The organism is Amycolatopsis sp. NPDC049868 (assembly GCF_044461365.1).
Classification (GTDB): Bacteria; Actinomycetota; Actinomycetes; order Mycobacteriales; family Pseudonocardiaceae; genus Amycolatopsis.
The window spans coordinates 30,731-52,846 of record NZ_JBITKV010000016.1; the positions used below are offsets into that span (position 1 = coordinate 30,731).

A 22,116-nucleotide genomic window follows, 5' to 3' on the forward strand; every position below is an offset into this window, starting at 1 on the left:
CCGCGGCGATGGGCCCCTTCTGCTCCACGCGGGCCCGGTGCCTTCCTCGATCACCGGGCCCGCGGGATGCTCAGGAATCTACGCGACCGATGCCCACGGGCGAAGTCGGCGGCTCCGAACGGACCTCCCGCTTGCCGTCCCCGGCCTCCAGCTGCCCCTGCAGGTTGGCCAGCCAGCCCTGCCAGCGGTCCTGCGCCGGCTTGATCAGGCCGCCGCCGAAGCCGACGACGATCACGCCGCCGATGGTGGCGAGCACGGTGATCAGGACCGGCCCGGTGATCGCGGTCGCGATGTTCACCTGGCCGAGCGCGGCGATGATGCCGAACGCCATGATCATCCAGTAGGCGATGGTGCCGAGCAGCCGTCCCGCGGGCCGGGTGGACAGCGCGCCGGTCACCAGGTCGCGGACGACCTTCGCCACGGCGGCCGCGACGATCACCAGCACCAGCGCCACCAGGATCCGCGGCAGGAACGCGATGATGTCGTTGAGCAGCGCGCTCACCGGATTGCTCTCACCGAATACACCGAACGCGAGCTGCAGCGCGATCAGGAGAATGAAGTAGTACACGAGTTTGACGAGGATCCCGCCCGCGTCGACATTCGCCTGTTTGAGCGTTCCGGTGAGCCCCGTCTTCTCGATGAGCTTGCCGAAACCGATCTTCGACAGAACCAGTCCCAATGCCTTCGACACGGCTTTCGCGATCAACCAGCCGATCAGCAGGATGATCAGGAAACCGATCAATTTCGGCACGAAGGTGGCGACAAGGTTCCATGCTTGTCCCAGACCGTCTTTCAGCTGCTCGCCCACGGCGAACTCCCTCCTCTGCGCATCCGCGCCCAACACCGGTGCGGCTTGCGAGGGATCGTTGATCACGAGCAGCGCACCGGCAACTCGGCGACCCACGATCGAGTGAGTGAGCTAGCGGGAAAAGATCGACAAGTCCCATACTTGTCCTACCGGTGGGGACCGGGGAGACGAGGCCGTCCGGCGCAGCGAAAAACGCGAGCGCCGGGCGGCCTCGAGTTTTATACAGAGACTTTCGCAATTCGCCGCCGATTACTGTCCACTTCGGATCCCATGGGCGGGCGGCCGCAGGATGAGGATCACCTTTGCCTGCCGGACTAGGATCGCCTGACCATGGCTGATGCGACTTCCGGACGGCGTGTGCCCAAGCACCACGGGCTGTCCGCCAAGACCCTCCGGCGGCTCGAGCACGCCTCCGGCCGGCTCGCGAGCGCGAGTGTGGCGGTGATGGAAGAGCGGCTGAGCTGGTTCGCCCGCCTTCCCGCCGACCAGCGCGCGAGCGTCCTGCTGATCACCCAGGCGGGTGCCGCCGGTTTCGTCGACTGGCTCCGCGACGCCAAGGAGGCGCTCTCCCTCACCACCGAGGCGTTCCGCGAAGCACCCGCCGAGCTCTCCCGCTGGGTGAGCCTGCGGCAGGCGGTCGGCATGGTGCGCCTGGCGATCGAGGTGTTCGAGGAACAGCTGCCGGAATTCGCCGCGAACGAGGCCGAACGCGCCGCGTTGATCGAGGGGATCCTGCGCTACGGCAGGGAAATCGCGTTCGCCGCCGCCAATTCCTACGCGGCCGCCGCCGAGGCGCGCGGCGCCTGGGACGCGCGGCTGGAGGCGCTGGTCGTCGACGGCATCGTCCGCGGCGACGCCGAGGAGGCGGTGCTCTCCCGCGCCGCCGCGCTCGGCTGGGATCCGGCCGCGCCCGCCACCGCGCTGGTCGGCACCCCGACGTCGGACGACCCGCCCGCCGTCGTGTTCGAGGTGCGCAGCCGCGCCGCCAGGGTCGGGCGCCCCGTGCTGCTTTCGGTACAAGGCTCCCGGCTGGTCGTGGTGGTCGCCGGGCCCACCGACGGCAGTGTCAAGGACCGCGAGATCCTCACCAAGCTGTCGGTCGCCTTCGCCGAGGGCCCGGTCGTCGCCGGCCCGACGGTGCCCACCCTCGCCGAAGCGCACCACAGCGCGACCGAAGCGCTCTCCGGACTGCGCGCCATCGTCGGCTGGCCCGGTGCGCCGCGGCCCGCGAGATCGATCGACCTGTTGCCGGAACGCGCGTTGTCCGGTGATCCCGAGGCCGAACGCCTGCTCGTGGAAATGATCGCGCGACCGCTCGAAGAAGCGGGCCCGGCCTTGCTGCGGACGGTGGAGACCTACCTCGACAGCGGCGGAGTCCTGGAGACCTGCGCGCGGACGCTCTTCGTGCATCCGAACACCGTCCGGTACCGGCTGCGGAAAGCGGCCGAACTGACCGGCCGCCACGCCGCCGAATCGCGGGACGCGTGGGTGCTGAAGGTGGCGCTGACGGTCGGGCGGCTGGCCCGTGCCCGCGGGCTCTGGTAGCCAAAGCGACCGAGGCTAAGGCGACCGAGGTCTTTTAATCCCTTGGAGTGCCGCGTTCTGCCCGAAGGGCTCGCGAACGGGGCGGCAGGCCGCATCAGCACCCGCTTCAGCCGACCCCGCAAAGTCACGGCCCGGCGACCCGTTCACGACCGCGGCATAGACGATCCAGTGACGGACTTCATAGGGAAAGCTGGTTGAACCCGACAAGGCTTTTGGGTTAAGCGCGGAGATCAGGAAGGCGCTTTTGGAGGGTTCCGACAATTACGTCGGCCGGACTTGGTGAGCGTCGGCATCACGACCATGGTGGCCGAGAGTGTTCTCTAATGGGGTGACAGTTGCAGTCCTCGCCCCCGGTCAGGGTTCCCAAGCCCCAGGCATGCTCTCCCCTTGGCTCGAGCTCGACGGCGCCCGCGCGCGCGTCGAAGCCTGGTCCGAGCGGGCCGGTCTCGACCTCGTCCGCCTCGGCAGCGAAGCGGACGCCGAAGAGATCCAGGACACCGCGATCACGCAGCCGCTGATCGTGGCCCTGTCACTGCTGGCGTTCGAGCACCTTCAGCGTGCGGCCCCGGTCGCCGCGGACGCGCCGGTCGCCGGCCACTCCGTCGGCGAACTGGCGGCCGCCGCCATCGCCGGGGTGCTGAGCCCCGAAGACGCCGTCGCGCTGGCCGCCGTCCGCGGCGCCGAGATGGCGAAGGCGTGCGCTCTGGAGCCCACGAGCATGGCCGCGGTCATGCTCGGCGAGCCGGAGCAGGTCGTCGCGTGGCTCGAAGGCCACGGTCTCGCCGCGGCGAACCGCAACGGCGCCGGACAGATCGTCGCCTCCGGCGCCGCCGACGCGATCGAGAAGATCGTCGCCGAGCCGCTTGAGGGCACCAAGGTCCGCGCGCTCAAGGTCGCGGGCGCGTTCCACACCTCCTACATGGCACCCGCGCGTGAAGCGCTGGCCGCCCACGCTGCGAAGATCACCCCGGCGGACCCGACGCGTCCGCTGCTGTCGAACGCCGACGGCCAGGTCGTCACCAGCGGAGCCGAGTACCTCGACCGGCTGGTCAAGCAGGTCACGAGCCCGGTTCGCTGGGATCTGACCATGGACGGTCTGGTCACCGCGGGCGTCACCTCGACGCTCGAACTCCCGCCGGCGGGCACGCTGACCGGGCTGGTCAAGCGGCAGCTCAAGGGAACCGTGACCACCACGATCGCTCTGAAGACGCCGGCCGAGCTGGCGAAGCTTCAGGGGCAGGAGGACGCTTCGTGACCGACCGATCCACTTTGCGGCAGGCGCAGGGCGCCGCCGGGACCCGCATCCTCGGTGTCGGGAGCTTCCAGCCCGAGAAGATCGTGACCAACGACGATCTCTCGAAGATCATGGACACCAACGACCAGTGGATCCGCGAGCGGGTCGGCATCGTCGAGCGCCGGTTCGCCGAGAAGGACGAGTCGCTGGTCGACATGGCGGTCAAGGCGGGCACCGCCGCGCTGGCCGACGCCGGCGTGGACCCGTCCGAAGTGGACACGGTCATCCTGCCGAACTGCACGATGCCCACCCAGATCCCGAACGCCGCCGCGCAGGTGGCCGACCGGATCGGCATCACACATCCGGCCGCGTTCGACCTCAACGCCGCCTGCGCCGGATTCTGTTACGGCATCGGCGTCGCTTCGGACCTCATCCGGGCGGGCAGCGCGAAGAAGGCGCTCGTCATCGGCGCCGAGAAGCTCACCGACCACGTCGACCCGGTCGACCGCGCGAACGCGATCATCTTCGCCGACGGCGCCGGCGCGGCGGTGGTCGGCCCGGCCGACACCCCGCAGATCGGCCCGGTCGCCTGGGGCAGCGCGGGCGAGCACGTCGACCTGATCTACATGCGCGACGACAAGTGGATCTACCAGGAGGGCCAGTCGGTCTTCCGCTGGGCGACCACGCAGATCGCGCCGATCGCCATGCAGGCGCTCGAACTCGCCGGGCTCGAACCGTCCGATGTGGACGTCCTGATCCCGCATCAGGCCAACCTGCGCATCGTCGAAGCCATCGCCAAGAAGCTGCGCGCCAAGGGCGCCCGCGAGGACATGGTCGTCGCCGACGACATCAAGTACTCGGGCAACACCTCGTCCGCGTCGATTCCGCTGGCGCTGGACCACATGCGCAAGGCGGGCACCGCGAAACAGGGCGACGTCGTGCTCGCCGTGGGCTTCGGGGCCGGACTCTCCTACGCGGGCCAGGCCTTCGTCTGCCCGTGATGAATACTTCCCCTGCGGGCACCGTGTCCGCAGGGCAGCCGAAAGCATCACCGAGAAGGGAACAACCAGTGGCAGACAACGCAGAGATCCTCGCCGGCCTCGCCGAGATCGTCGAAGAGGTCGCCGGTGTGGCGCAGGACGACGTGACCGCCGAGAAGTCCTTCGTGGACGACCTCGACATCGACTCGCTGTCCATGGTGGAGATCGCTGTCCAGGCCGAGGACAAGTTCGGTGTCAAGATCCCGGACGACGAGCTGGCGAACCTGAAGACCGTTGGCGACGCGGTGAACTACGTGTCGGCCAACTCCAAGTAAGTCCGACTTCTTGATTGGCGCCGACCTTGGGGAGACTCCAATGAGCAACAACGACGTCGTGATCACCGGGATGGGCGCGACCACGCCGCTCGGCGGGGACGTCGCGTCCACGTGGGACGGCCTGCTCGCCGGGGCGAGCGGGATCCGCCGCATCGAAGCCGACTGGGTCGACGAACTCGAGCTGCCGGTGAAGATCGGCGCCATGCTCGCCGTCGACCCGTCCGAGGTCCTGCCGCGGGTTCAGGCCCGGCGGCTGGACCGCTGTGAGCAGGTGGCGCTCATCGCCGCCCGCCAGGCTTGGGCGGACGCGGGCTTCGAGCAGCCGACCGACGAGCATCAGGATGTGGAACCCGAGCGCCTCGGGGTGACCATCGGTACCGGTGTCGGCGGTCCGGTCACCCTGATCTCCCAGAACGACCTTCTGCACAAGCAGGGACTCCGCAAGGTCTCCCCGCTGACCGTGCCGATGCTGATGCCGAACGGCCCCGCCGCTCACGTCGGGATCGACCTGAAGGCGCGTGCCGGTGTGCACTCGCCCGCGTCGGCCTGCGCGTCGGGCGCGGAAGGCATCGCCGCCGGCTACGAGATGATCCGCTCGGGCCGGGCCGACGTCGTGGTCGCCGGTGGTGCCGAATCGTGCATCCACCCGATCACCCTCGCCGGTTTCGCCCAGGCGCGGACGGTGTCCACCCGCAACGACGACCCGGCGAAGGCGTCCAGGCCGTTCGACGTGAACCGTGACGGTTTCGTCCTCGGCGAGGGCTCCGGAGTCGTGATCCTGGAGCGGGCGGACCGGGCCAAGGCCCGCAACGCGCGGATCTACGCACGGCTGAGCGGGTACGGGATCACCTCGGACGCCTACCACATCACGGGCAACCACCCGGAGGGCGTCGGCCAGATCGCCGCCATGCGGCAGGCGATGACGATGGCCGGGGTCTCCCCGTCCGACGTCGGCCACGTCAACGCGCACGCGACCTCGACGGTCGTCGGCGACGTCGGCGAGGCCGCGGCGATCCGCAACGCCGTCGGCGAGCACGTCGTGGTGACCGCTCCCAAGGGCGCGCTCGGTCACCTGGTCGGCGGCGCGGGCGCGGTCGAGGGCATCGCCACGATCCTGGCGATCTACCACGGGCTCATCCCGGCGACACTGAACCTCGAGAACCTGGACCCGAAGGTGCAGCTCGACGTCGTCTCCGGTGAGGCGCGCAAGGTGGAGCTGGGCGCGGCGATCAGCAACTCGTTCGGCTTCGGCGGGCACAACACGGCGCTGTTGTTCACCCCGGCGGCCTGATTTCAGTACGTGAAGGCCCCCTTCACCGCGTCTGGCGCGGTGAAGGGGGCCTTCACGTACTTCGGCCGGGCTAGGGGTGGATGAGCCACAGCGTCATGGGGTGGTCGTCCTGGCAGTCGTAGATCTGCATCTGGGTGAGATCCGCGGTCTCGCCCTTGGCGTCCAGGCACCGGGTCGGGTTACCGCCGCCGACCTTGGAACGGATGAAGTCCGGCACGGAGTTGGGGAACGCCGGCGGGACCCACCGCTGGCCGCTGTTCGTATTGCAGGTCACCTGGATGACCGGGGCCCGGTTGGTGTTGCTGCCGAGGACATCGAGGCAGAAGCCGCTCGCCTGGTTGATGAAGCGGAACGTGCCGGTCGTGCTGGGAACGATCGCCCATTTCTGGATGGCGTTGTTGGTGCAGGGCATCTGCACTACAGGCGCGAGGTTTCCCAGTGGGGTGCTCGGGTGCGGCTGGATGCACTTGTTGCTGCCGAAGTTGCGCACACGGTGGTAGCCATCCGCGCTCGCGGGCGGTGCGGCCAGCGCCGTCACCGCGAGCGTGGCGCTCAGCAGTCCGATGATCTTGGCCTTCATGATTCCCTCGTCTTCCCGGTGCCGCCGATCGCGGCCCGACGCGTCGAGAGTGGCCTGGAGTGCTGCGCCCCCACTGCGCTCGCGCTGCGGCGGAACGTTCTCGCCCCGGGCGGCGACTCTCCAGGAGGGGGTCTCATGCTGGTGCGGATTCTCGGCCCGGTGGACGTGGTGGCCGACGGTGTGGTGCGACCGGTACGGGGGTTGCGGCGCAAGGCGTTGCTCGCCGTGCTGGCGCTGCGGGTGGGCGAGATCGTGAGCGTCGATCGGCTCACCGATGTGGTGTGGGGTGCCCGGCCGCCCACGGCGAACACGGTGCAGACCCACGTTTCGGCGTTGCGGGGAATGCTGGGCGACCGCGACGCGATCGTGGCCCGCTCCCCCGGCTATGTGCTGAACGCGGCGACTGATCTGGCCGGCGCCCAGCAGCTGATCGAGCAGGCCGGGCAGACGACGGACCCCGCCTCGGCCGCGGCACACCTGCGCGAGGCAGTGGCGTTGTGGCGAGACGAACCACTGGCCGACGTCACCGGCATGACGTGGCTGCACGAGCAGGCCGAGCGGCTCGCGTTGCTGCGGCTCGACGCCGTGGAAGCGCTCGGCGAGGCACGGCTGGCGCTCGGCGAGCACGCGCGGCTCGTGCCCGAGCTGGAAAAGCTGTGCCGCCTGCATCCGTTCCGCGAACACCTGCACCGGCAGCTGATGCTCGCGTTGTACGGCGTGGGACGGCAGGCGGACGCGCTCGACGTGTACGAGCGCCTGCGGCGGGCGCTGGACGATCAGCTGGGTGTCGAGCCGGGTCCGGCGCTGCGTGAGTCGCACGCCGCGCTGCTCCGTCAGGACACCTCCTTGGAGCGGCCGCCGGCGCCGCTCACCGCCGAGCCGAACAGGTTCTGCACGACCGGCTCGGGCGCGCGGGTCGCCTACAACGCCACCGGCCGGGGATCCCCGCTGGTGGTCCCGCCCGGCTGGATCGCGGCGCTGGAGCTGGGCTGGCAAGACCCGGGACTACGCGCGCTCTACGCGCCCTTGCTGGCCGGGCACCGGGTGATCCGCTACGACCTGCCGGGCACCGGCCTGTCCGGGCCCGTTACCCGGCCGCGATCGCTGGACGGAGAGGTCGAAGCGCTGCACGCGGTCATCGACGCGGCCGGCGCGGAGCGGGTGGCGCTGCTCGGTGTGTCGATGGGGGCGCCTGTGGCGCTGGCGTTCGCCGCCCGGTATCCCGACCGGGTCGATCGCCTCGTGCTGTACGGCGGGTACGCCGACGGCGGCGCCATCGCGCCCGCGTCCGCGCGGCGGGCGTTCGTGGGCCTGGTCCGGGAGAACTGGGGCCTCGGCACCGAATTGCTCGCCGACGTCCTGATGCCCGACGGCGACGCGGCGGCCCGCGCGCGGTTCGTCCGCATGCAGCGCGCGACGGCGTCGGCCGAGGAGGCCGCCCGCCTGCTGACCACCTGCTACGAATTCCGCGTCACCGGACTGCTCGACCAGATCACCGTCCCGACCCTGGTGCTGCACCGGCGAGAAGACCGGGCCATCCCGTATGCCTCGGGCAAAGAACTCGCCACCCGCATCCGGGACGCCCGGTTCGTCGCGTTGGAGGGCCGCAGCCACCTGCCATACGTCGGAGACGCGCACGCGGTCGTGAACGCGATCGTGGACTTCCTCGCTGTCACGCCTCCTGACGCTTGACCAGATGCCGCCCCACCCACCAGGCGATCTCCACCAGCACGATCCCCACCCCGGCACAGGCGAAGGCCGACAGCGTGTACGCGCTCACGCTCGGATCCAGCGCGAAGAACTTCTGCGTGAACGGGATCAGGAACAGCGCGAGGGTCAGCACGACCATCCCGCCGATCAGCAGGATCTTCCACCACCGGTACGGCCGCGCGACGATCCCGAGCACCCACAGCGCGATCGTGATGAGGGTGATCAGCGCCGTCGTCCCCGCCTGGATCTTGTCCAGTTCGGACTGCCCGGATCCCTTGTACACCAGCAGATAACTCACGAACGTCGCGGTGGCGATGACCAGCCCGGCAGGTACGGCCATCCGCATCACCCGGCCGACGAAACCGGTACGGGCGCGTTCGTTGTTCGGCGCCAGCGAGAGCACGAAGGCGGGCAGGCCGATCGTGAACCACGCGGTGATCGTGATGTGCCGCGGCAGGAACGGGAACGGCACCTGCGCGATGCCGACCATCAGTGCCAGCAGTACCGAGTAGACCGTCTTGGTGAGGAACAGGTTCGAGACGCGCTCGATGTTGCCGATCACCCGCCGCCCCTCGGCGACGACATGCGGCAGGGTGGCGAACTTGTCGTCCAGCAGCACGATCTGCGCGACCGCGCGCGTGGCCGGGCTGCCGGCACCCATCGCGACGCCGATGTCCGCGTCCTTCAGCGCGAGGACGTCGTTCACGCCGTCGCCGGTCATCGCGACGGTGTGCCCCTTCGACTGCAGAGCACCGACCATCGCGCGTTTCTGCAACGGTGTCACGCGGCCGAAGACGGCGCGATCCTCCACTGTGTCGGCCAGCTTCTCGGCGTCCTCCGGCAGCTTCCGCGCGTCGATGGGCTTGTCCGCGCCCGGCAGGTCGAGCGTGCCCGCGACGGCGCCCACCGAGATGGCGTTGTCACCGGAGATGACCTTGACCGCGACGTCCTGGTGCGCGAAGAAGTCCAAAGTGTCCTTCGCGTCGGGGCGGACCTTCTGCTCCAGCACCACGAGCGCGACCGGTTCGATGTCGCCGGGGCCCTCGGCCGCGTCGACGACCCGCTCGGCACGGCCCAGCAACAGGACACGCAGACCGCGCGAGCCGATCTTCTCGGCCTCCGCCCGGTGCTCCCCCTCGGCCAACAGGACGTCGGCCGCGCCGAGCACCCAGTCGCCGTCGCCGCCGAACGAGGCACCGCTCCACTTGCGCGCCGAGGAGAACGGCATCGTGGTGGTGATGCGCCAGCCAGGATCGGTCCGGTACGCCTCCGCGATCGCCTGCAGGCTCGCGTTCGGGCGCGGATCGGCGGCGGCGAGCGCGGCCAGCGCGTCGTCCACCGGATGGCCCGGCGTGATCTCCCGGACCTCGGAAAGCCGCATCGCGTTCTCGGTGAGCGTGCCGGTCTTGTCCGCGCACACCACGTCGACCCGGGCGAGACCTTCGATGGCCGGGAGTTCCTGCACCAGGCACTGGCGCTTGCCGAGCCGGATGACACCGACCGCCAGCGCGACACTGGTCATCAGCACCAGGCCCTCCGGCACCATCGGCACGAGCGCCGCGACCATGCCGCGCAGCGCGTCCGGCCAGGCCTGGTCGCCCGCGAACTGGTTGTAGATGGTCAGCGCGCCCGCCGGGATGAGCAGGTACGTGATGAACTTGAGGATCTTGTCGATGCCTTGGCGCAGCTCCGACTTCACCAGGGTGAACTTGCTGGCCTCCGCGGCCAGTTTCGCCGCGTAGGACTCGTCGCCGATGATGTCCGCGCGGTAGGTGCCGCTGCCCGCGACCACGAAACTGCCGGAGAGCACCTTGTCACCGGGCTGCTTGACCACCGGATCGGATTCACCGGTCAGCAGCGACTCGTCGACCTCCAGCGCGTCGGCCGTCAGCGCCGGGCCGTCAACGACGATCTTGTCGCCGGGCCCCAGTTCGACGAGGTCCCCGAGGACGACGTCCTCCGGGGCGATCTCGGTGCTCTGCCCGTCACGGCGGACGGTCGGCTTCGCCTGTCCGACGATCGCGAGCCGTTCCAGGGTCCGTTTCGCCCGGAGCTCCTGGATGATGCCGACCGCGCTGTTGACGATGATCAGCCCGCCGAACAGCCCGTCGATGAAATACCCCGTCGACAGGATGAGCACGAACAGCACGCCGTAGATCGCGTTGATCCGGGTGAAGACGTTCGCACGGATGATCTCGCCGGTGGTCCGGCTGGTCTTCGTCGAGACCGTGTTGGTCTGGCCCGCGGCCACCCGCTGGGCGACCTCTTCGCTGGTGAGCCCCCTCGAGGCGTCGGTCAGCAGGGCCGGCTGATCAATTGCCATGCCCGCGACTCTATTCGGCCCGGCGCACGCCCGCGTCAGCCTCGGGGACCATGTCGCCCCTTACTTCAGCATCTTTCGTGTTCGGGGTTGGTGCCGCCGTCGGTCGTGTCGACGCGCCACGACCCGGTCTCCAGCCGCAGCGGCAGCACCAGCCGCCAGCGGATGCACCCTTCCGGCAGATACACCGGCGCGTCTTCGACGTCCTGCGTGCTGGTGAAGGCGACGAGCACCCGGAGCATGCCCGACGTGCCCGGCTCGATGCGATAGACGAGAATGCTGCCGTCCCGAGTGGACTGGAAATCCTTCTTCCACTCCGCCGAGGTCTTGGTCTTGGCCCGGTCACGGCTGACCACCGAAGTCCACTTCAGATAGTCACGCTCGTTGATGGAGTCGAAATACCCCTGCAGCACTTGCCGGACGCTCTGGTACTGCGGATGCGCGAAGACGTCGGGGGTCACCTCGACGACAGGGGAACCGGGCTGTTGCTCCGGGGCGACCGACGTCGGAGACTCGCTGACGACCGGCGGGGTGGGCTCGGCCTCCGGGCGCGTGTAGAGATCGCGTGCCAGCAATCCGACGCCGACGGTCATGGAGATCACGACCACGATGACGGGGATCAGCCACCGCTGGCGAGAGAGGGGGCGAGGCTGGGCGGTCACCCTGAAAGGTTAGCCGCCCGCCTCTTCCGTCTTCACCGGCGTCTACCCGACTTGGTGCAGCCAGGTGACCGGGGCACCGTCACCGGCGTGCCGGTACGGTTCGAGCGCTTCGTCCCAGTTGGCGGCGAGGAGCTCGTCGAGCTTGTGCGCCAGCGATTCACCGGAGCGGACCTTGCTCACCAGGGCGCGCAACTGGTCCTCGCCCACGACGATGTCGCCGTTGGCACTGGTCCTGCCGTGCCACAGGCCGAGGCCAGGAGCGAAACAGAACCTCTCCCCGTCGACCCCCGCACTGGGCTCTTCGGTGACTTCGAACCTGATCATCGGCCACGCCTTGAGCGCGGACGCCAGCTTTCCGCCGGTGCCCGAAGGCGCACGCCAACCACATTCGGCGCGGAGCTGACCTGGACTGGCGGGCTGCGCCGTCCACTTCAACTCGACTCGGGCACCCAGGGTGCCCGAAATAGCCCACTCGACGTGCGGACACACCGCAGACGGCGACGAGTGGACGTACACCACGCCACGGGTGTTGCCACGGGTGCTCACTGCTGACCTCCGCTACTCGACGAGGGGCGTCTTCCCCTACGACCTCGCGAGCTGCGCTGGTCAGGTGGCTCGTGCCGCCTCCCGGTACGCGTGAGCACATTGTGCACCCCAACTGTGCTGTTTGGCCACATGAACACCACAAGTCGCACCTGATTGGGACGCGAGACTCCTGCGAAGGCCCCCTTCTTTCGGCTGAGCCGAAAGAAAGATCCCGTTCCCGGGTTAACCCGGGGACGGCAATTGTGCCCCCATGCCGTGAAGGCCTCCTTCCCTACGCTGAGGGTAGGGAAGGAGGCCTTCACGGACTTGGGACGCCTCAGCCCTGGGCGCCGAGGGACTTCGCCGCGGCGAAGGTGTCCACCAGACCAGTGCCCTTGTCGAAGCTCGACGTGTACGGCCCGGCCGCCACGTACGGCGAGCCGTTGGCGAACTTGTACGCGGTGCCCTTGATCGCGGCCTCGATTTCGGCGGGGCTCGCGTTCGGCGCGACCTGGAACAGCTGCGCGACGATCCCGGTGATCTGCGGCGCCGCCATCGAGGTCCCGCTGATCACGTTGTAGGTGCCGAGGTCCAGGAGCCCCGGGCCGTTCTTGGGCTGCAGGCCCTGCGTGCAGATCGGCTGCGTGGGCCGGCACGACGAGAGGATGTTCTCCCCCGGCGCGGAAACGTCGGGCCAGCTCGACTGGCTGCTCTTGAGGCCGCGCGACGAGAAGTCGGAGACCGTGCCGTCACGGGTTTCGGTCCCCTGATCGTTGAACGACGCCACCGAAAGGACACCCGGCGTCTGGTCCTGCCCCGGCGGGTTGGAGAGGTTCGCCGAACCGTCGCCGCCGTCGTTCCCGTTCGCCCACACCGTGACGACGCCCTCCGCGGCGAGCGCGCGCTGCAGCTTCACCGTCGCCGAGTTCGGGTCGAAGGCGCCACCACCGCTGGGACCGTAGGAGTTGTTGGTCACCTTGATCGGCGGGCACACCGACGCCGCGACACCCGCGCCGCACGGCGCCTTGTGGTTCTCCAGCACCCAGTTCAGCGCGGCGTCCGTGCCGAGGACGAGCAGCGCGGCCCCGGTCGAGACCGAGACGATCTTCGAGCCCGGCGCCGAACCGCCGACCTTGGTGCCGTCGGTCAGCGTCAGCCGGTTTCCGGCGGCGATGCCGGTGACGTGCGTGCCGTGGCCACCCAGGGAGAGGGTGTCGGTGTCGACGGAGGTCGGGACGTCGACGATGCAGCTCGTCGTCGTGCCGCCGAGGCAGAGGCTCTTGAGGTTGCGCACCACCCGCGTCTTGCCGTCGGCGCCCTTGAACGCCGGATGTGTCGGGTCGACACCGGTGTCGATGATCGCGACGGAGACGCCCTTGCCGTCCACGGGAGCGCCACCGGCGTCCTTGAGCTGCGTCTGCGTCTGCAGGCTCCGCGTCGCCGTGGTGCCGGCGCTGCCGTGTGCCTTGAGCTTTTCGTTGCCTTCGACGTAGGTGACCCCGGAGACCTTGCGCACCGCGCGCACCTGGTCGGCGGTACCCCGGACGGCGACGACGCCGATCTTCCGGAACGAGGTGATCTTCGTGAGCCCGGCCGAGCGGGCGGCGCGTTCGGCGGTGGCGACGTCGTCGGCGTGCACGAGCGCGGTCACCCCCGTGGCACCGGTGACGGCCGACAGCAGGCGGGTGAGTCCGGGGGCGGCGGGTGCGAGCGGTCCCGCGGCCTGCGCGGGGACCATCCCCGCGGCCGGGACGGCGAGCAGGGCGACGACGAGCGCGGCGCGTCGACGCCAGGGTCGAGATACGGCCATTGCGTTTCTCCTGGTGACAGGGGGCAAGGAACTGTCACTTACCAACGAGTACCACCCGGACGGGTGACGATGCTCACGCGTATTACAACTTTTCGGAGCAACATCACTGCGCCTACCTGGGACGTGTCTCCGCATTAGTCCGGATGGAGGCGCTAGTTTGTGCAGCGAGACCGACGAGATGGGGAGGGGTTCGGTGCGACTCGTTCGCCTCGCTCAACAGCCGTCCCGGGTGGCCGAGGACGTCCGCGCCGCGCTGGCTTCACTCGGCCGGGGCAGCAACGTCGTCGGCGGGGTCGCCCTGATCGGCGCCAGCCCGGTCGAAGGACGACCCGTCGAAGCCGTCGTGGTCATGCCGAAGGGTGTCCTCATCGTCATCGGTGTCGACCTGCCCGACCCGGCCCTGAAACTCGAAGCCCCGCTCGGCGGACCGTGGAAGGCCGACGGCTGGCCGCTGGTCCACGGCGACACCTCGATCAACCCGGCCACGGACGCGCTCTCGCTGTCCGCCGCGTGCACGCACAAGATCGCGGACGTCGCCCCCGGCGCCGGGCCGATCGGCACGATCATCGCCGTCGGCCCCTACGTGGAGAAGGTCGACCAGCCGGCCGCGGACCTCGCCGGTTCGGTCCGCGTCCTCTATCCGACCGCGACGACGATGCTCGCCGCGACGGTCTCCCTGGCCACCGCGCCCCGCCCGCGCTCGGTCCAGCAGGCGCGGGACCTGATCGCCGCGCTCGCCCCGGACGCGCCGCCGATGCCCGAGGAGATGTTGCTCGGGGAGGGGTTCAGCGCCTACTCCGACGACGAGCCGACGGTGATCCGCGAGAACCCGCTCGTCGCGATCGCGCCGACGGTTCCGGTCCAGCATCCGGGGAAGGGGAAGAGACCGGCGAAACCGGCCGTGCCGCCCGCCAAGCCCGCCCCTCCCGTTCTGCAGGCCGCCCCCGCGAAGCCCGTCCCCCCGGTCCGGCAGCCCCCGCCGCCGGCGGCCGCTCCCTCACCGGCCGAGCCGCCCACCCCGAAGGCGTCGCGACAGTCCAAGACGGTGAAGTGGCTCCCGGTCGCCGCGATCGGCTTGCTCATCGTGTTGCTGATCGCGGCCATCAGCGTCGCTTCCGGCGGTGACGACACCGCGTCCACCCAGACTCCCCCGCCGCCGACCCCGGCGACCAGTCCCCCGCCACCGAGCAGCAGCGCGGTGGAGAACATCCAGTTCACCTCGCGGGCGTCGGCCGCGGACCAGAAATGCGCGTCCCACGCGTACGGCGACGTCCAGTCGAGCCTTCAGCAGACGAGTTGCTCGACGGTGAAACGGGCCAGTTTCGCCAGTTCCATCGACGGCCGGGCCGCGGCGGTGACTATCGCCGTCGTGGAATTCCCGAACACCGAGCAGGCGAGCGCGTTCAAAGCCACCGCCGATACCCCCGGCGGTGGCGGCATCCTCGATCTCGCCACCGAGACCAACCAGTGGCAGGGCGAGGTGCCGGTGTTCGAAGGCGCCGCCTACCAGAGCAGCCTGGACGGAAAGTCGGTCCGCTTGATCCAGGTGGTGTGGCTGCCGGGACCGTCCACTCCGGACGATCCCGGCCTCGTCCGCGGCGCGAAGGCCGCGCTCGAACTGCCCGTGAACGGCTAGAGCCCGTAGGCCTCCAGCAGCCGCAACCAGACCTCGCTGATCGTGGGGAACGACGGGACCGCGTGCCACAGCCTCGGCAGCGGGACCTCCCCGACGATCGCGATCGTCGCCGAATGCAGGAGTTCGGACACGTCCTGCCCGACGAAGGTCGCGCCGACCAGGACGTCACGTTCGGTGTCGACGACGATACGCGCCTTGCCCGCGTAACCGTCCGCGTGCAGTGACGAGCCGGCCACCGCGATGTCGATGTCGACGACGCGATGCGGCTTGCCCTCCTCGGGTCCGGCGAGCCCGACCGACGCGACCTCCGGGTCGGTGAACACGACCTGCGGGATGGCGTGGTGATCGGCCGTGGCGCTGTGCGCGCTCCACGCGGCGGAGTCGACGGGTTCGCCCGCCGCCTGCGCCGCCACCGAGTCACCCGTGGCCCTGGCCGCGTACTTGCCCTGATGGGTCAGCGGCGCCCTGCCGGTGACGTCCCCGACGGCGAACAGCCAGTCACCGTCCACAGCGGACACACGGCCGTTGTCGTCGGTCGTGAGCGGTGCGCCCGCTTCGAGCCCCAGCGCCTCCACGCCGAGTCCGTCGGTCGCCGGGCGGCGGCCGGTGGCGACGAGCAGTTCGTCGACGACCAACCGGCCGCCGCCCTTCAAAGCCAGTTCTTTACCACCGTCCAAAGCGGACACGGAGTCGAGGCCGGAGCCGGTGTGCACGGTGACCCCGGCTTCGCGGAGCCCCGCGATGACGGCGTCGCCCGCGAACTCCGGCAGTCGCGGCAGGGGGCGCGCTCCCGAGATGATCAAGTGGACTTCGGCGCCGAGCGTGGCGAAGGCCTGCGCCATTTCGACTCCGACGACACCGCCGCCCAGTACGCCGAGGCGGCGCGGGACCGCTTCCGCCGAGGTCGCCTCACGTGAACCCCACGGCGAAATCGTGTCCAGCCCGGGGATCGACGGCGTCCGCGGGACACTGCCCGTGGCGACGATCACGGCATGCCGTGCGGTCAGCTCGTCACCTCCGTCGACCGTGACCTTCCGCTCACCGGTGATCCGGCCGTGCCCGCGGATCGGGACGATCCCGACGCCTTCGGCCCACTTGACCTGTCCGGTGTCGTCTCCCTTGCCGGTGAACCAGTCGCGGCGGGCGAACACCTCGGCCGGGTCGACGGCGTCGCCCACCGGGACGCCGGGGACCCGTTTGGCGGCGGCGAGGAGGTTCCCCGGCCGCAGCAGTGCCTTGCTCGGAATGCAGGCCCAGTAAGAACATTCGCCGCCGAAGCGTTCGTGTTCGACGAGCGCGACCCGAAGGCCTCCGCGGGCTGCCCGTTCGGCGGCGACCTCGCCGACCGGGCCGCCTCCGATCACGATCACGTCAAAAGTCTGTGCTGACATGCATTCAGCGCACACCACCGCGCAGCTTCGCGCAACCTGCCGCTATCCTCGTGTCGCTGCGTGAGTCAATCAGCCGCGGGTTCAGGTTTCACCGTGCCGGTTACGCAGTAGAACGATCGAGCGCGGGAGGTTTTTCATGGCCAGGAACACTGCTGTGCATTTGCTGGATGATCTGACCGGCGAGGCGGCCGAGGAAACGGTCGCTTTCGGTTTGGACGGAATCGCTTACGACATCGACCTTTCGGCCGACAACGCCACCGCACTCAGGGAAATCCTGCGTGCCTATGTGGAGAACGGCCGCCGGATCGGCGGACGCAAACTGCGGCCGCGGGTCGTGCAGCGTCCCAAGGGCGCGCGGGTGTCGAAGTCGACCCCGAAGACCGCGGCCACCGCGGCGAAGGCCGAGGCGAAGACGGCCGCGAAGCCGGGTCGCAAGCCCGCCGCCAAGGGTGTCGCCGGCCGCAAGCCCGCCGCCGCCAAGACGGCCGCCGCCACCAAGTCGGAGGCCAAGGCTCCCGCCAAGACCACGGCGAAAGCCACCGCGGCCAAGGCGAAGGCCACCCGCGGCGCGGCGGCGAAGACCACGGCGGCCAAGGCTCCGGCCGGCCGCGCGAAGGCCGCGGCCGCGGCGAAGACCCCGGCCAAGACGGCATCGAAGGCCACCGCCAAGACGACGGCCACGAAGGCCGCCCCGAAGGCCGCGGCCGCGAAGACGACCGCCGCCAAGGCCGCGCCGAAGGCCGCGGCCAAGGCTCCGGTGAAGAAGGCCGCCGAGCCGAAGAAGACCACGCGCGCCGCCCGCAAGGTGCCCGCCGTCACTTTCTCGGCCACCGAAAAGTAATTCATCGAAAAAGGCCCTTTCGCGATATTCGCGAAAGGGCCTTTTCCGATTTCACCTCATTTACGCTGAGCGCCTTCGGCATGCCATCGCGGGTAGTGGTACCGCGTGTGCTGGAGCGAGCGGTGCCACTCCAGCTCCTCGTCCGACGGCTTCCGGGTGGCGAGTTCACCCAGTTGCGCGGCCGCCGCCACGCGGACGGCGGCCGTGACGTCGGCAACACCTTTTCGCAGGCCATGCTCGGCGAGCGACGCGACCCGGCTCCGGTGGGAGTCGAGCGGACGGGGATCCGCGGGTGCCGAAGTGAGGTACCGGCCGACTCGTTCGGCGGCGGTCGAAACGAGCAGGGTGGAATGCGCGAGCAAGCCCGTTCTCGTCCGGAAGACGGCGAAACCGCACAGCTTCGCGTCACCGACGAACAGACCTCGATCACCGAGCCGCGACGGCAGCCCGAGTTCGGCCACCGTCGCGGTCATCAGTTCCCCGAGTGCTTCCAAGGGTCTGTCCGACGGCCCCGGCAGGACGAGCGTGATGTTGAGATTGCCGGGATCGTGGAACACGGTGCCGCCACCGCTGGCCCGGCGCAGCACCGGGACGCCGTCGCTCGCGCAGACGTCGGCCTTGACCTCGCGTTCGATCTTCTGCCCCCGCCCCACGACCACACAGTCGGTGTTGCGCCAGATCCACAGGACCGGCGCCTCCTGGGCGGCGCGCAGGAGGGCTTCGTCGAACGCGAGGTTGTCGGCCGGGTCGTCGAACGAGGCGACGACTTCCGAGGGACCGATCACAGTGCTTTGAGTTCCTCCACGATCTCGCCCACCGACGATTTGGCGTCGCCGAAGAGCATGCTTGTCTTCGCATCGTAGAAGAGCTCGTTGTCGATGCCGGCGAAGCCCGAGCTCATCCCGCGTTTGAGCACGATCACCGACCGGCTGTGGTTCACCTTGAGGATCGGCATCCCGTAGATGGGCGAGCCGGGATCGGTCTCCGCGGCCGGGTTCGTGACGTCGTTCGCGCCGATCACCAGCGCGACGTCGGTCTGGGCGAACTCGGAGTTGATCTCGTCCATCTCCTTGAGCTGCTCGTACGGGACGTCGGCCTCGGCGAGGAGCACGTTCATATGCCCCGGCATCCGGCCCGCCACCGGGTGGATGGCGTACGCGACCGTGATCCCCTTCGCCTCCAGCAGCTTCGCCATCTCGCGGACGACATGCTGCGCCTGCGCGACGGCCATGCCGTACCCGGGCACGACCACGACCTTGTTGGCGTACGCCATCTGGATCGCGGTGTCGGAGGCGCTGGTGCTGCGGACCGGCCGGACCTCGCCGGATCCGCCGCTCGCGACCGCCGTGCCGCCGCCGAACCCGCCGGCGACGATGGCCGGGATCGACCGGTTCATCGCCTTCGCCATCAGGTTCGTCAGGATCGAACCCGAGGCGCCGACGATCATGCCCGCCACGATCAGCGCGGTGTTGTCGAGCGCGAGACCCATGGCCGCCGCGGACAATCCGGTGAGCGCGTTCAGCAACGAGATGACGACCGGCATATCCGCACCGCCGATCGGCAGCACGACCACCACGCCGAGGATTCCCGCCGCGACCAGCAGGCCGATCATCAGCAGTTCGGCGTCGCCGCCGGTGGCGATGACGACGGCGAACACGATCGCGGCGATCAGCACCAGCGCGTTCACCGGCTGCTGCAGTTTGCCGAGGGTGATCGGACGGCCGGAGATGAGTTCCTGCAGTTTCCCGAACGCGATGTTCGAGCCCCAGAAGGACACCGAACCGACGATCGCGGCGAACAACGACGCGATCGCGACGTACGCCGGCTCGTGCGCGTAGCCCTCGGTGGTGCGGAACTCGACCCACGCGATGAGCGCGACCGCCCCGCCGCCGACGCCGTTGAACAGCGCCACCATCTGCGGCATCGCGGTCATCTTCACCTTGCGCGCGGACGGCACGCCGACGACGACACCGATCGCGACGCCGAGCGCGATCAGCAGCCAGTTGCTCATTCCCGGGGTCAGCAACGTCGCGATCACCGCGATGCCCATGCCGACGGCGGCGATCCAGTTGCCGCGCACCGCGGTGCGCGGACCGGTCAGGCCCATGAGGCCGTAGATGAACAGTGCGAAGGAAATGATGTAGAGGACGGCGATGAAGGTCGTCACTTGTCACCACCGTCTTCCGGCTTCTTCGCCTTGAACATCGAGAGCATCCGGTCGGTGACGAGGAAGCCGCCGACCACGTTGATCGTGCCGAAGGCGATCGCGATCACCAGCAGGACCTTGTTCAGTACGCCGTCCACCCCGAGGCCGAGCACGATCAGCCCGCCGAGCAGGACGATGCCGTGGATGGCGTTGGTCCCCGACATGAGCGGGGTGTGCAGGGTGTTGGGCACCTTGGAAATGACCGTGAAGCCCACGAATCCGGCGAGTACGAGGATCGCCAGGCTGCCTACGAGCATCACTCGACCCCTTCTTCTTTTCCGGCCACGCAGGCCCCGGCGACGATCTCGTCGGAGAAGTCGAGCGCGAGCTTGCCTTCGGAGTCGACGAGCAGTTCCAGCAACTCGGTGACGTTGCGCGCGTAGAGCTCGCTGGAATGCGCGGGCATCTCCGCGGCGAGGTTGAGCGGCGAGCAGATGGTGACGTCGTGCTCGACGATCTCCTCTCCCGGTTTCGTCAGTTCGCAGTTACCGCCGGACTCGCCCGCGAGGTCGACCACGACACCACCGGCGGGCATTCCCTTCACCGCGTCGGCGGTGACGAGGATCGGTGCCCGGCGGCCGGGGACGAGGGCGGTGGTGATCACGACGTCGAACCTCGTGATCGCCTCGGTCAGCCTGCGTTGCTGCTCGGCCTTCTCCTCGTCGGTCAGCTCGCGGGCGTACCCGCCTTCGCCGACCGCCTCGATGCCGAGGTCGAGGAATTTCGCGCCGAGCGACTTCACCTGCTCGCCGACCTCGGGCCGGACGTCGTACCCGGTGGTCTGCGCGCCGAGCCGTTTCGCCGTCGCCAAGGCCTGCAGCCCCGCGACACCGGCGCCGAGCACGAGCACCTTCGCCGGGGGCACCGTTCCGGCCGCGGTGGTGAGCATCGGGAAGAAACGGGTGAGCTTCTCCGCGGCCAGGAGGACCGCGCGATAGCCCGCGACACTGCTCTGTGACGACAACGCGTCCATCGCCTGCGCGCGGGAGATCCGCGGGATCGCCTCGACGGCGAAGGCGCGGATGCCCGCCGATTCGAGCGCGGCGATCCCCTCCGGATCACCCCTCGGATTCAGGAAGCCGATGAGGACGGTGCCCTGTTTGAGCTTCGCGACTTCGGCCGCGCTCGGAGGCGCCACCTTCACCACGATGTCGGCATCCCACGGATCGCCGATCACCGCGCCCGCTTGCTCGAAGGTCTCGTCGGCGAGCAGCGCGCCTTCGCCCGCGCCGGGCTCGACCACCACCCGCAGTCCGCGTCCGGAGACGCGCTCGATGAGTTTCGGTACCAGCGCGATGCGACGTTCACCTTGTCCGGTTTCCCGGACCACGCCGACCGTGAGCTGCTCGTTCTCTGCCGCCACAGGCGACCTCCTCGCTGGAGAGGACCACACGAACCCGCACTGTTTACCACGTCCGGCCGACAACTTTCCTGGCTGAACGTATCCGGACGGCATCTTTCCGTGACATCACTCATCACGATCGATCCAGCCATCGATCCAGGTGCGCGACGTCATATGCGCGCTATGGCAACGATTTCCGCATCACGGAACGCTGCGCCAGTTCGGCACTCCCAGGAAGATCAGCCGCAGCCGCCGTTCGGCCGTGCGGACGATCTCGTCGTCACGCGAAGGTGTTTCGAGCAGCTCCAGCACGGTCGTGAGCATGGTCGTCACGATCAGGTCGGCGAGCAGGTGCAGATCTTCGGTGCTCCAGTCACGGAGGAAGTCGAACCGCGCGAGGTCGACGGCGAGTTCGCTGACGAAGAGCTTGAGTTCGAAGCCGATCGCCTGCCGGACCGGGCCGGTGCCGCCGTAGCGCTCCCTGGTCAGGAAGTGGAAATGGTCCTCGTGTGCCCGCACGTGCTCGCGCAGGATGCGCACCGACGAGCGGATCATGTCGTGGTACGCCGACGGCCTCGTGCGCGCGGAGCGGATCATCGTGCGCAAGGTGCGCATCGACTCCTCGACCAGCGCCACGCCGAGCTCGTCCATCGACGCGAAATGGCGGTAGAACGCCGTCGGCACGATCCCGGCCTGCTTCGCCACCTCGCGCAGGCTGAGCCCGGAGAACCCGCGTTCCGCGACCAGGTCGAGCGCCGCGTCCAGCAGTGCCTGCCGGGTGCGTTGCTTGCGTTCCTGCCGGGAAACGGGCTCGGTTGTCACGACGGACAGCGTAATCGCCTCCGCGCTATCACCCACGTCACATCGGTGTCCTCTCGCGTTGACAAGCGGAATCTTCAC

Annotated in this window: 20 protein-coding genes; 8 read left to right on the plus strand and 12 right to left on the minus strand. The window is 69.2% G+C overall.

Features of this window, described 5'->3' with window-relative positions:
* Nucleotides 1-70 precede the first annotated feature (70 nt).
* Nucleotides 71-808 carry a hypothetical protein gene (locus tag ACIBTM_RS40315; protein ID WP_395882403.1) on the minus strand — a complete coding sequence of 246 codons (738 nt, stop codon included), beginning with the start codon at nucleotides 806-808 and terminating at the stop codon, nucleotides 71-73.
* A gap of 330 nt (nucleotides 809-1,138) precedes the next feature.
* Here ACIBTM_RS40315 and ACIBTM_RS40320 point away from each other — a divergent pair, with 330 nt between their 5' ends.
* From ACIBTM_RS40320 to ACIBTM_RS40340, 5 genes are all read left to right on the plus strand, one after another.
* Complete coding sequence (locus ACIBTM_RS40320; protein WP_395882404.1) at nucleotides 1,139-2,353, plus strand: PucR family transcriptional regulator; 1,215 nt, start codon at nucleotides 1,139-1,141, stop codon at nucleotides 2,351-2,353.
* 328 nt (nucleotides 2,354-2,681) lie between these two features.
* Nucleotides 2,682-3,608, plus strand: a complete 927-nt coding sequence (locus tag ACIBTM_RS40325) for an ACP S-malonyltransferase (protein WP_395882405.1) — start codon at nucleotides 2,682-2,684, stop codon at nucleotides 3,606-3,608.
* Nucleotides 3,605-4,588 (plus strand): beta-ketoacyl-ACP synthase III, encoded by a 984-nt coding sequence (locus tag ACIBTM_RS40330; protein ID WP_395882406.1) that lies wholly within the window; start codon nucleotides 3,605-3,607, stop codon nucleotides 4,586-4,588. Before ACIBTM_RS40325 ends, ACIBTM_RS40330 begins: the two co-directional genes overlap by 4 nt.
* 68 nt (nucleotides 4,589-4,656) lie before the next feature.
* Nucleotides 4,657-4,902, plus strand: a complete 246-nt coding sequence (locus tag ACIBTM_RS40335; protein ID WP_004559006.1) for an acyl carrier protein — start codon at nucleotides 4,657-4,659, stop codon at nucleotides 4,900-4,902.
* A 40-nt stretch (nucleotides 4,903-4,942) separates the two neighbouring features.
* On the plus strand, nucleotides 4,943-6,193 hold the full coding sequence (locus ACIBTM_RS40340) for a beta-ketoacyl-[acyl-carrier-protein] synthase family protein (RefSeq protein WP_395882407.1): 1,251 nt from the start codon (nucleotides 4,943-4,945) through the stop codon (nucleotides 6,191-6,193).
* Between the two features lie 70 nt (nucleotides 6,194-6,263).
* Here ACIBTM_RS40340 and ACIBTM_RS40345 read toward each other — a convergent pair whose 3' ends face one another.
* Nucleotides 6,264-6,773, minus strand: a complete 510-nt coding sequence (locus ACIBTM_RS40345; RefSeq protein ID WP_395882408.1) for an RICIN domain-containing protein — start codon at nucleotides 6,771-6,773, stop codon at nucleotides 6,264-6,266.
* A gap of 135 nt (nucleotides 6,774-6,908) precedes the next feature.
* Here ACIBTM_RS40345 and ACIBTM_RS40350 point away from each other — a divergent pair, with 135 nt between their 5' ends.
* Nucleotides 6,909-8,465, plus strand: coding sequence for an alpha/beta fold hydrolase (locus tag ACIBTM_RS40350; protein WP_395882409.1), 1,557 nt, complete (start codon nucleotides 6,909-6,911; stop codon nucleotides 8,463-8,465).
* On the opposite strand, the gene ACIBTM_RS40355 is transcribed toward ACIBTM_RS40350, so the two are convergent.
* From ACIBTM_RS40355 to ACIBTM_RS40370, 4 genes are all read right to left on the minus strand, one after another.
* Nucleotides 8,446-10,806 carry a cation-translocating P-type ATPase gene (locus tag ACIBTM_RS40355; RefSeq protein ID WP_395882410.1) on the minus strand — a complete coding sequence of 787 codons (2,361 nt, stop codon included), beginning with the start codon at nucleotides 10,804-10,806 and terminating at the stop codon, nucleotides 8,446-8,448. The two genes, ACIBTM_RS40350 and ACIBTM_RS40355, sit on opposite strands and share 20 nt — an antisense overlap.
* Before the next feature lie 65 nt (nucleotides 10,807-10,871).
* The gene (locus ACIBTM_RS40360) at nucleotides 10,872-11,465 is read right to left on the minus strand and encodes a hypothetical protein (RefSeq protein ID WP_395882411.1); all 594 of its coding nucleotides are present in this window, start codon (nucleotides 11,463-11,465) and stop codon (nucleotides 10,872-10,874) included.
* A gap of 42 nt (nucleotides 11,466-11,507) precedes the next feature.
* Nucleotides 11,508-12,011, minus strand: a complete 504-nt coding sequence (locus ACIBTM_RS40365) for a DUF3145 domain-containing protein (RefSeq protein WP_016336127.1) — start codon at nucleotides 12,009-12,011, stop codon at nucleotides 11,508-11,510.
* Nucleotides 12,012-12,327: 316 nt separating this feature from the next.
* Complete coding sequence (locus ACIBTM_RS40370) at nucleotides 12,328-13,800, minus strand: S8 family peptidase (RefSeq protein WP_395882412.1); 1,473 nt, start codon at nucleotides 13,798-13,800, stop codon at nucleotides 12,328-12,330.
* 193 nt (nucleotides 13,801-13,993) lie between these two features.
* On the opposite strand from ACIBTM_RS40370, the gene ACIBTM_RS40375 reads away from it, so the two are divergent.
* Complete coding sequence (locus ACIBTM_RS40375; RefSeq protein WP_395882413.1) at nucleotides 13,994-15,436, plus strand: hypothetical protein; 1,443 nt, start codon at nucleotides 13,994-13,996, stop codon at nucleotides 15,434-15,436.
* Here the strand turns inward: ACIBTM_RS40375 and ACIBTM_RS40380 are convergent.
* Nucleotides 15,433-16,806 (minus strand): dihydrolipoyl dehydrogenase family protein, encoded by a 1,374-nt coding sequence (locus tag ACIBTM_RS40380; RefSeq protein ID WP_395882414.1) that lies wholly within the window; start codon nucleotides 16,804-16,806, stop codon nucleotides 15,433-15,435. The genes ACIBTM_RS40375 and ACIBTM_RS40380 overlap by 4 nt on opposite strands.
* A 157-nt stretch (nucleotides 16,807-16,963) precedes the next feature.
* On the opposite strand from ACIBTM_RS40380, the gene ACIBTM_RS40385 reads away from it, so the two are divergent.
* Nucleotides 16,964-17,668: a histone-like nucleoid-structuring protein Lsr2 gene (locus ACIBTM_RS40385; protein WP_395882415.1), complete on the plus strand. Its 705-nt coding sequence runs from the start codon at nucleotides 16,964-16,966 to the stop codon at nucleotides 17,666-17,668.
* Nucleotides 17,669-17,724: 56 nt separating this feature from the next.
* Here the strand turns inward: ACIBTM_RS40385 and ACIBTM_RS40390 are convergent, their stop codons facing one another.
* The 5 genes from ACIBTM_RS40390 to ACIBTM_RS40410 all read right to left on the minus strand — a co-directional run bounded on the left by ACIBTM_RS40390 (nucleotide 17,725) and on the right by ACIBTM_RS40410 (nucleotide 22,074).
* Nucleotides 17,725-18,453 carry a lipoate--protein ligase family protein gene (locus ACIBTM_RS40390; protein WP_395882416.1) on the minus strand — a complete coding sequence of 243 codons (729 nt, stop codon included), beginning with the start codon at nucleotides 18,451-18,453 and terminating at the stop codon, nucleotides 17,725-17,727.
* Nucleotides 18,450-19,835, minus strand: a complete 1,386-nt coding sequence (locus ACIBTM_RS40395) for an NAD(P)(+) transhydrogenase (Re/Si-specific) subunit beta (protein ID WP_395882417.1) — start codon at nucleotides 19,833-19,835, stop codon at nucleotides 18,450-18,452. Before ACIBTM_RS40395 ends, ACIBTM_RS40390 begins: the two co-directional genes overlap by 4 nt.
* Entirely contained in the window at nucleotides 19,832-20,131 is a 300-nt protein-coding gene (locus ACIBTM_RS40400; protein WP_016336134.1) for an NAD(P) transhydrogenase subunit alpha, read from the minus strand. Before ACIBTM_RS40400 ends, ACIBTM_RS40395 begins: the two co-directional genes overlap by 4 nt.
* On the minus strand, nucleotides 20,131-21,237 hold the full coding sequence (locus tag ACIBTM_RS40405) for a Re/Si-specific NAD(P)(+) transhydrogenase subunit alpha (RefSeq protein WP_395882418.1): 1,107 nt from the start codon (nucleotides 21,235-21,237) through the stop codon (nucleotides 20,131-20,133). Before ACIBTM_RS40405 ends, ACIBTM_RS40400 begins: the two co-directional genes overlap by 1 nt.
* Nucleotides 21,238-21,417: 180 nt before the next feature.
* Nucleotides 21,418-22,074: a TetR family transcriptional regulator gene (locus ACIBTM_RS40410; protein ID WP_395882419.1), complete on the minus strand. Its 657-nt coding sequence runs from the start codon at nucleotides 22,072-22,074 to the stop codon at nucleotides 21,418-21,420.
* Between the last annotated feature and the right edge of the window lie 42 nt (nucleotides 22,075-22,116).

Bases quoted from the DNA above. Each gene is read 5' to 3' on its own strand.
- ACIBTM_RS40340 (WP_395882407.1), top strand. From the start codon at position 4,943: ATGAGCAACAACGACGTCGTGATCACCGGGATGGGCGCGACCACGCCG.
- ACIBTM_RS40400 (WP_016336134.1), bottom strand. From the start codon at position 20,131: ATGCTCGTAGGCAGCCTGGCGATCCTCGTACTCGCCGGATTCGTGGGC.
- ACIBTM_RS40350 (WP_395882409.1), top strand. From the start codon at position 6,909: ATGCTGGTGCGGATTCTCGGCCCGGTGGACGTGGTGGCCGACGGTGTG.
- ACIBTM_RS40320 (WP_395882404.1), top strand. From the start codon at position 1,139: ATGGCTGATGCGACTTCCGGACGGCGTGTGCCCAAGCACCACGGGCTG.
- ACIBTM_RS40355 (WP_395882410.1), bottom strand. From the start codon at position 10,806: ATGGCAATTGATCAGCCGGCCCTGCTGACCGACGCCTCGAGGGGGCTC.
- ACIBTM_RS40385 (WP_395882415.1), top strand. From the start codon at position 16,964: ATGGCCAGGAACACTGCTGTGCATTTGCTGGATGATCTGACCGGCGAG.
- ACIBTM_RS40370 (WP_395882412.1), bottom strand. From the start codon at position 13,800: ATGGCCGTATCTCGACCCTGGCGTCGACGCGCCGCGCTCGTCGTCGCC.
- ACIBTM_RS40345 (WP_395882408.1), bottom strand. From the start codon at position 6,773: ATGAAGGCCAAGATCATCGGACTGCTGAGCGCCACGCTCGCGGTGACG.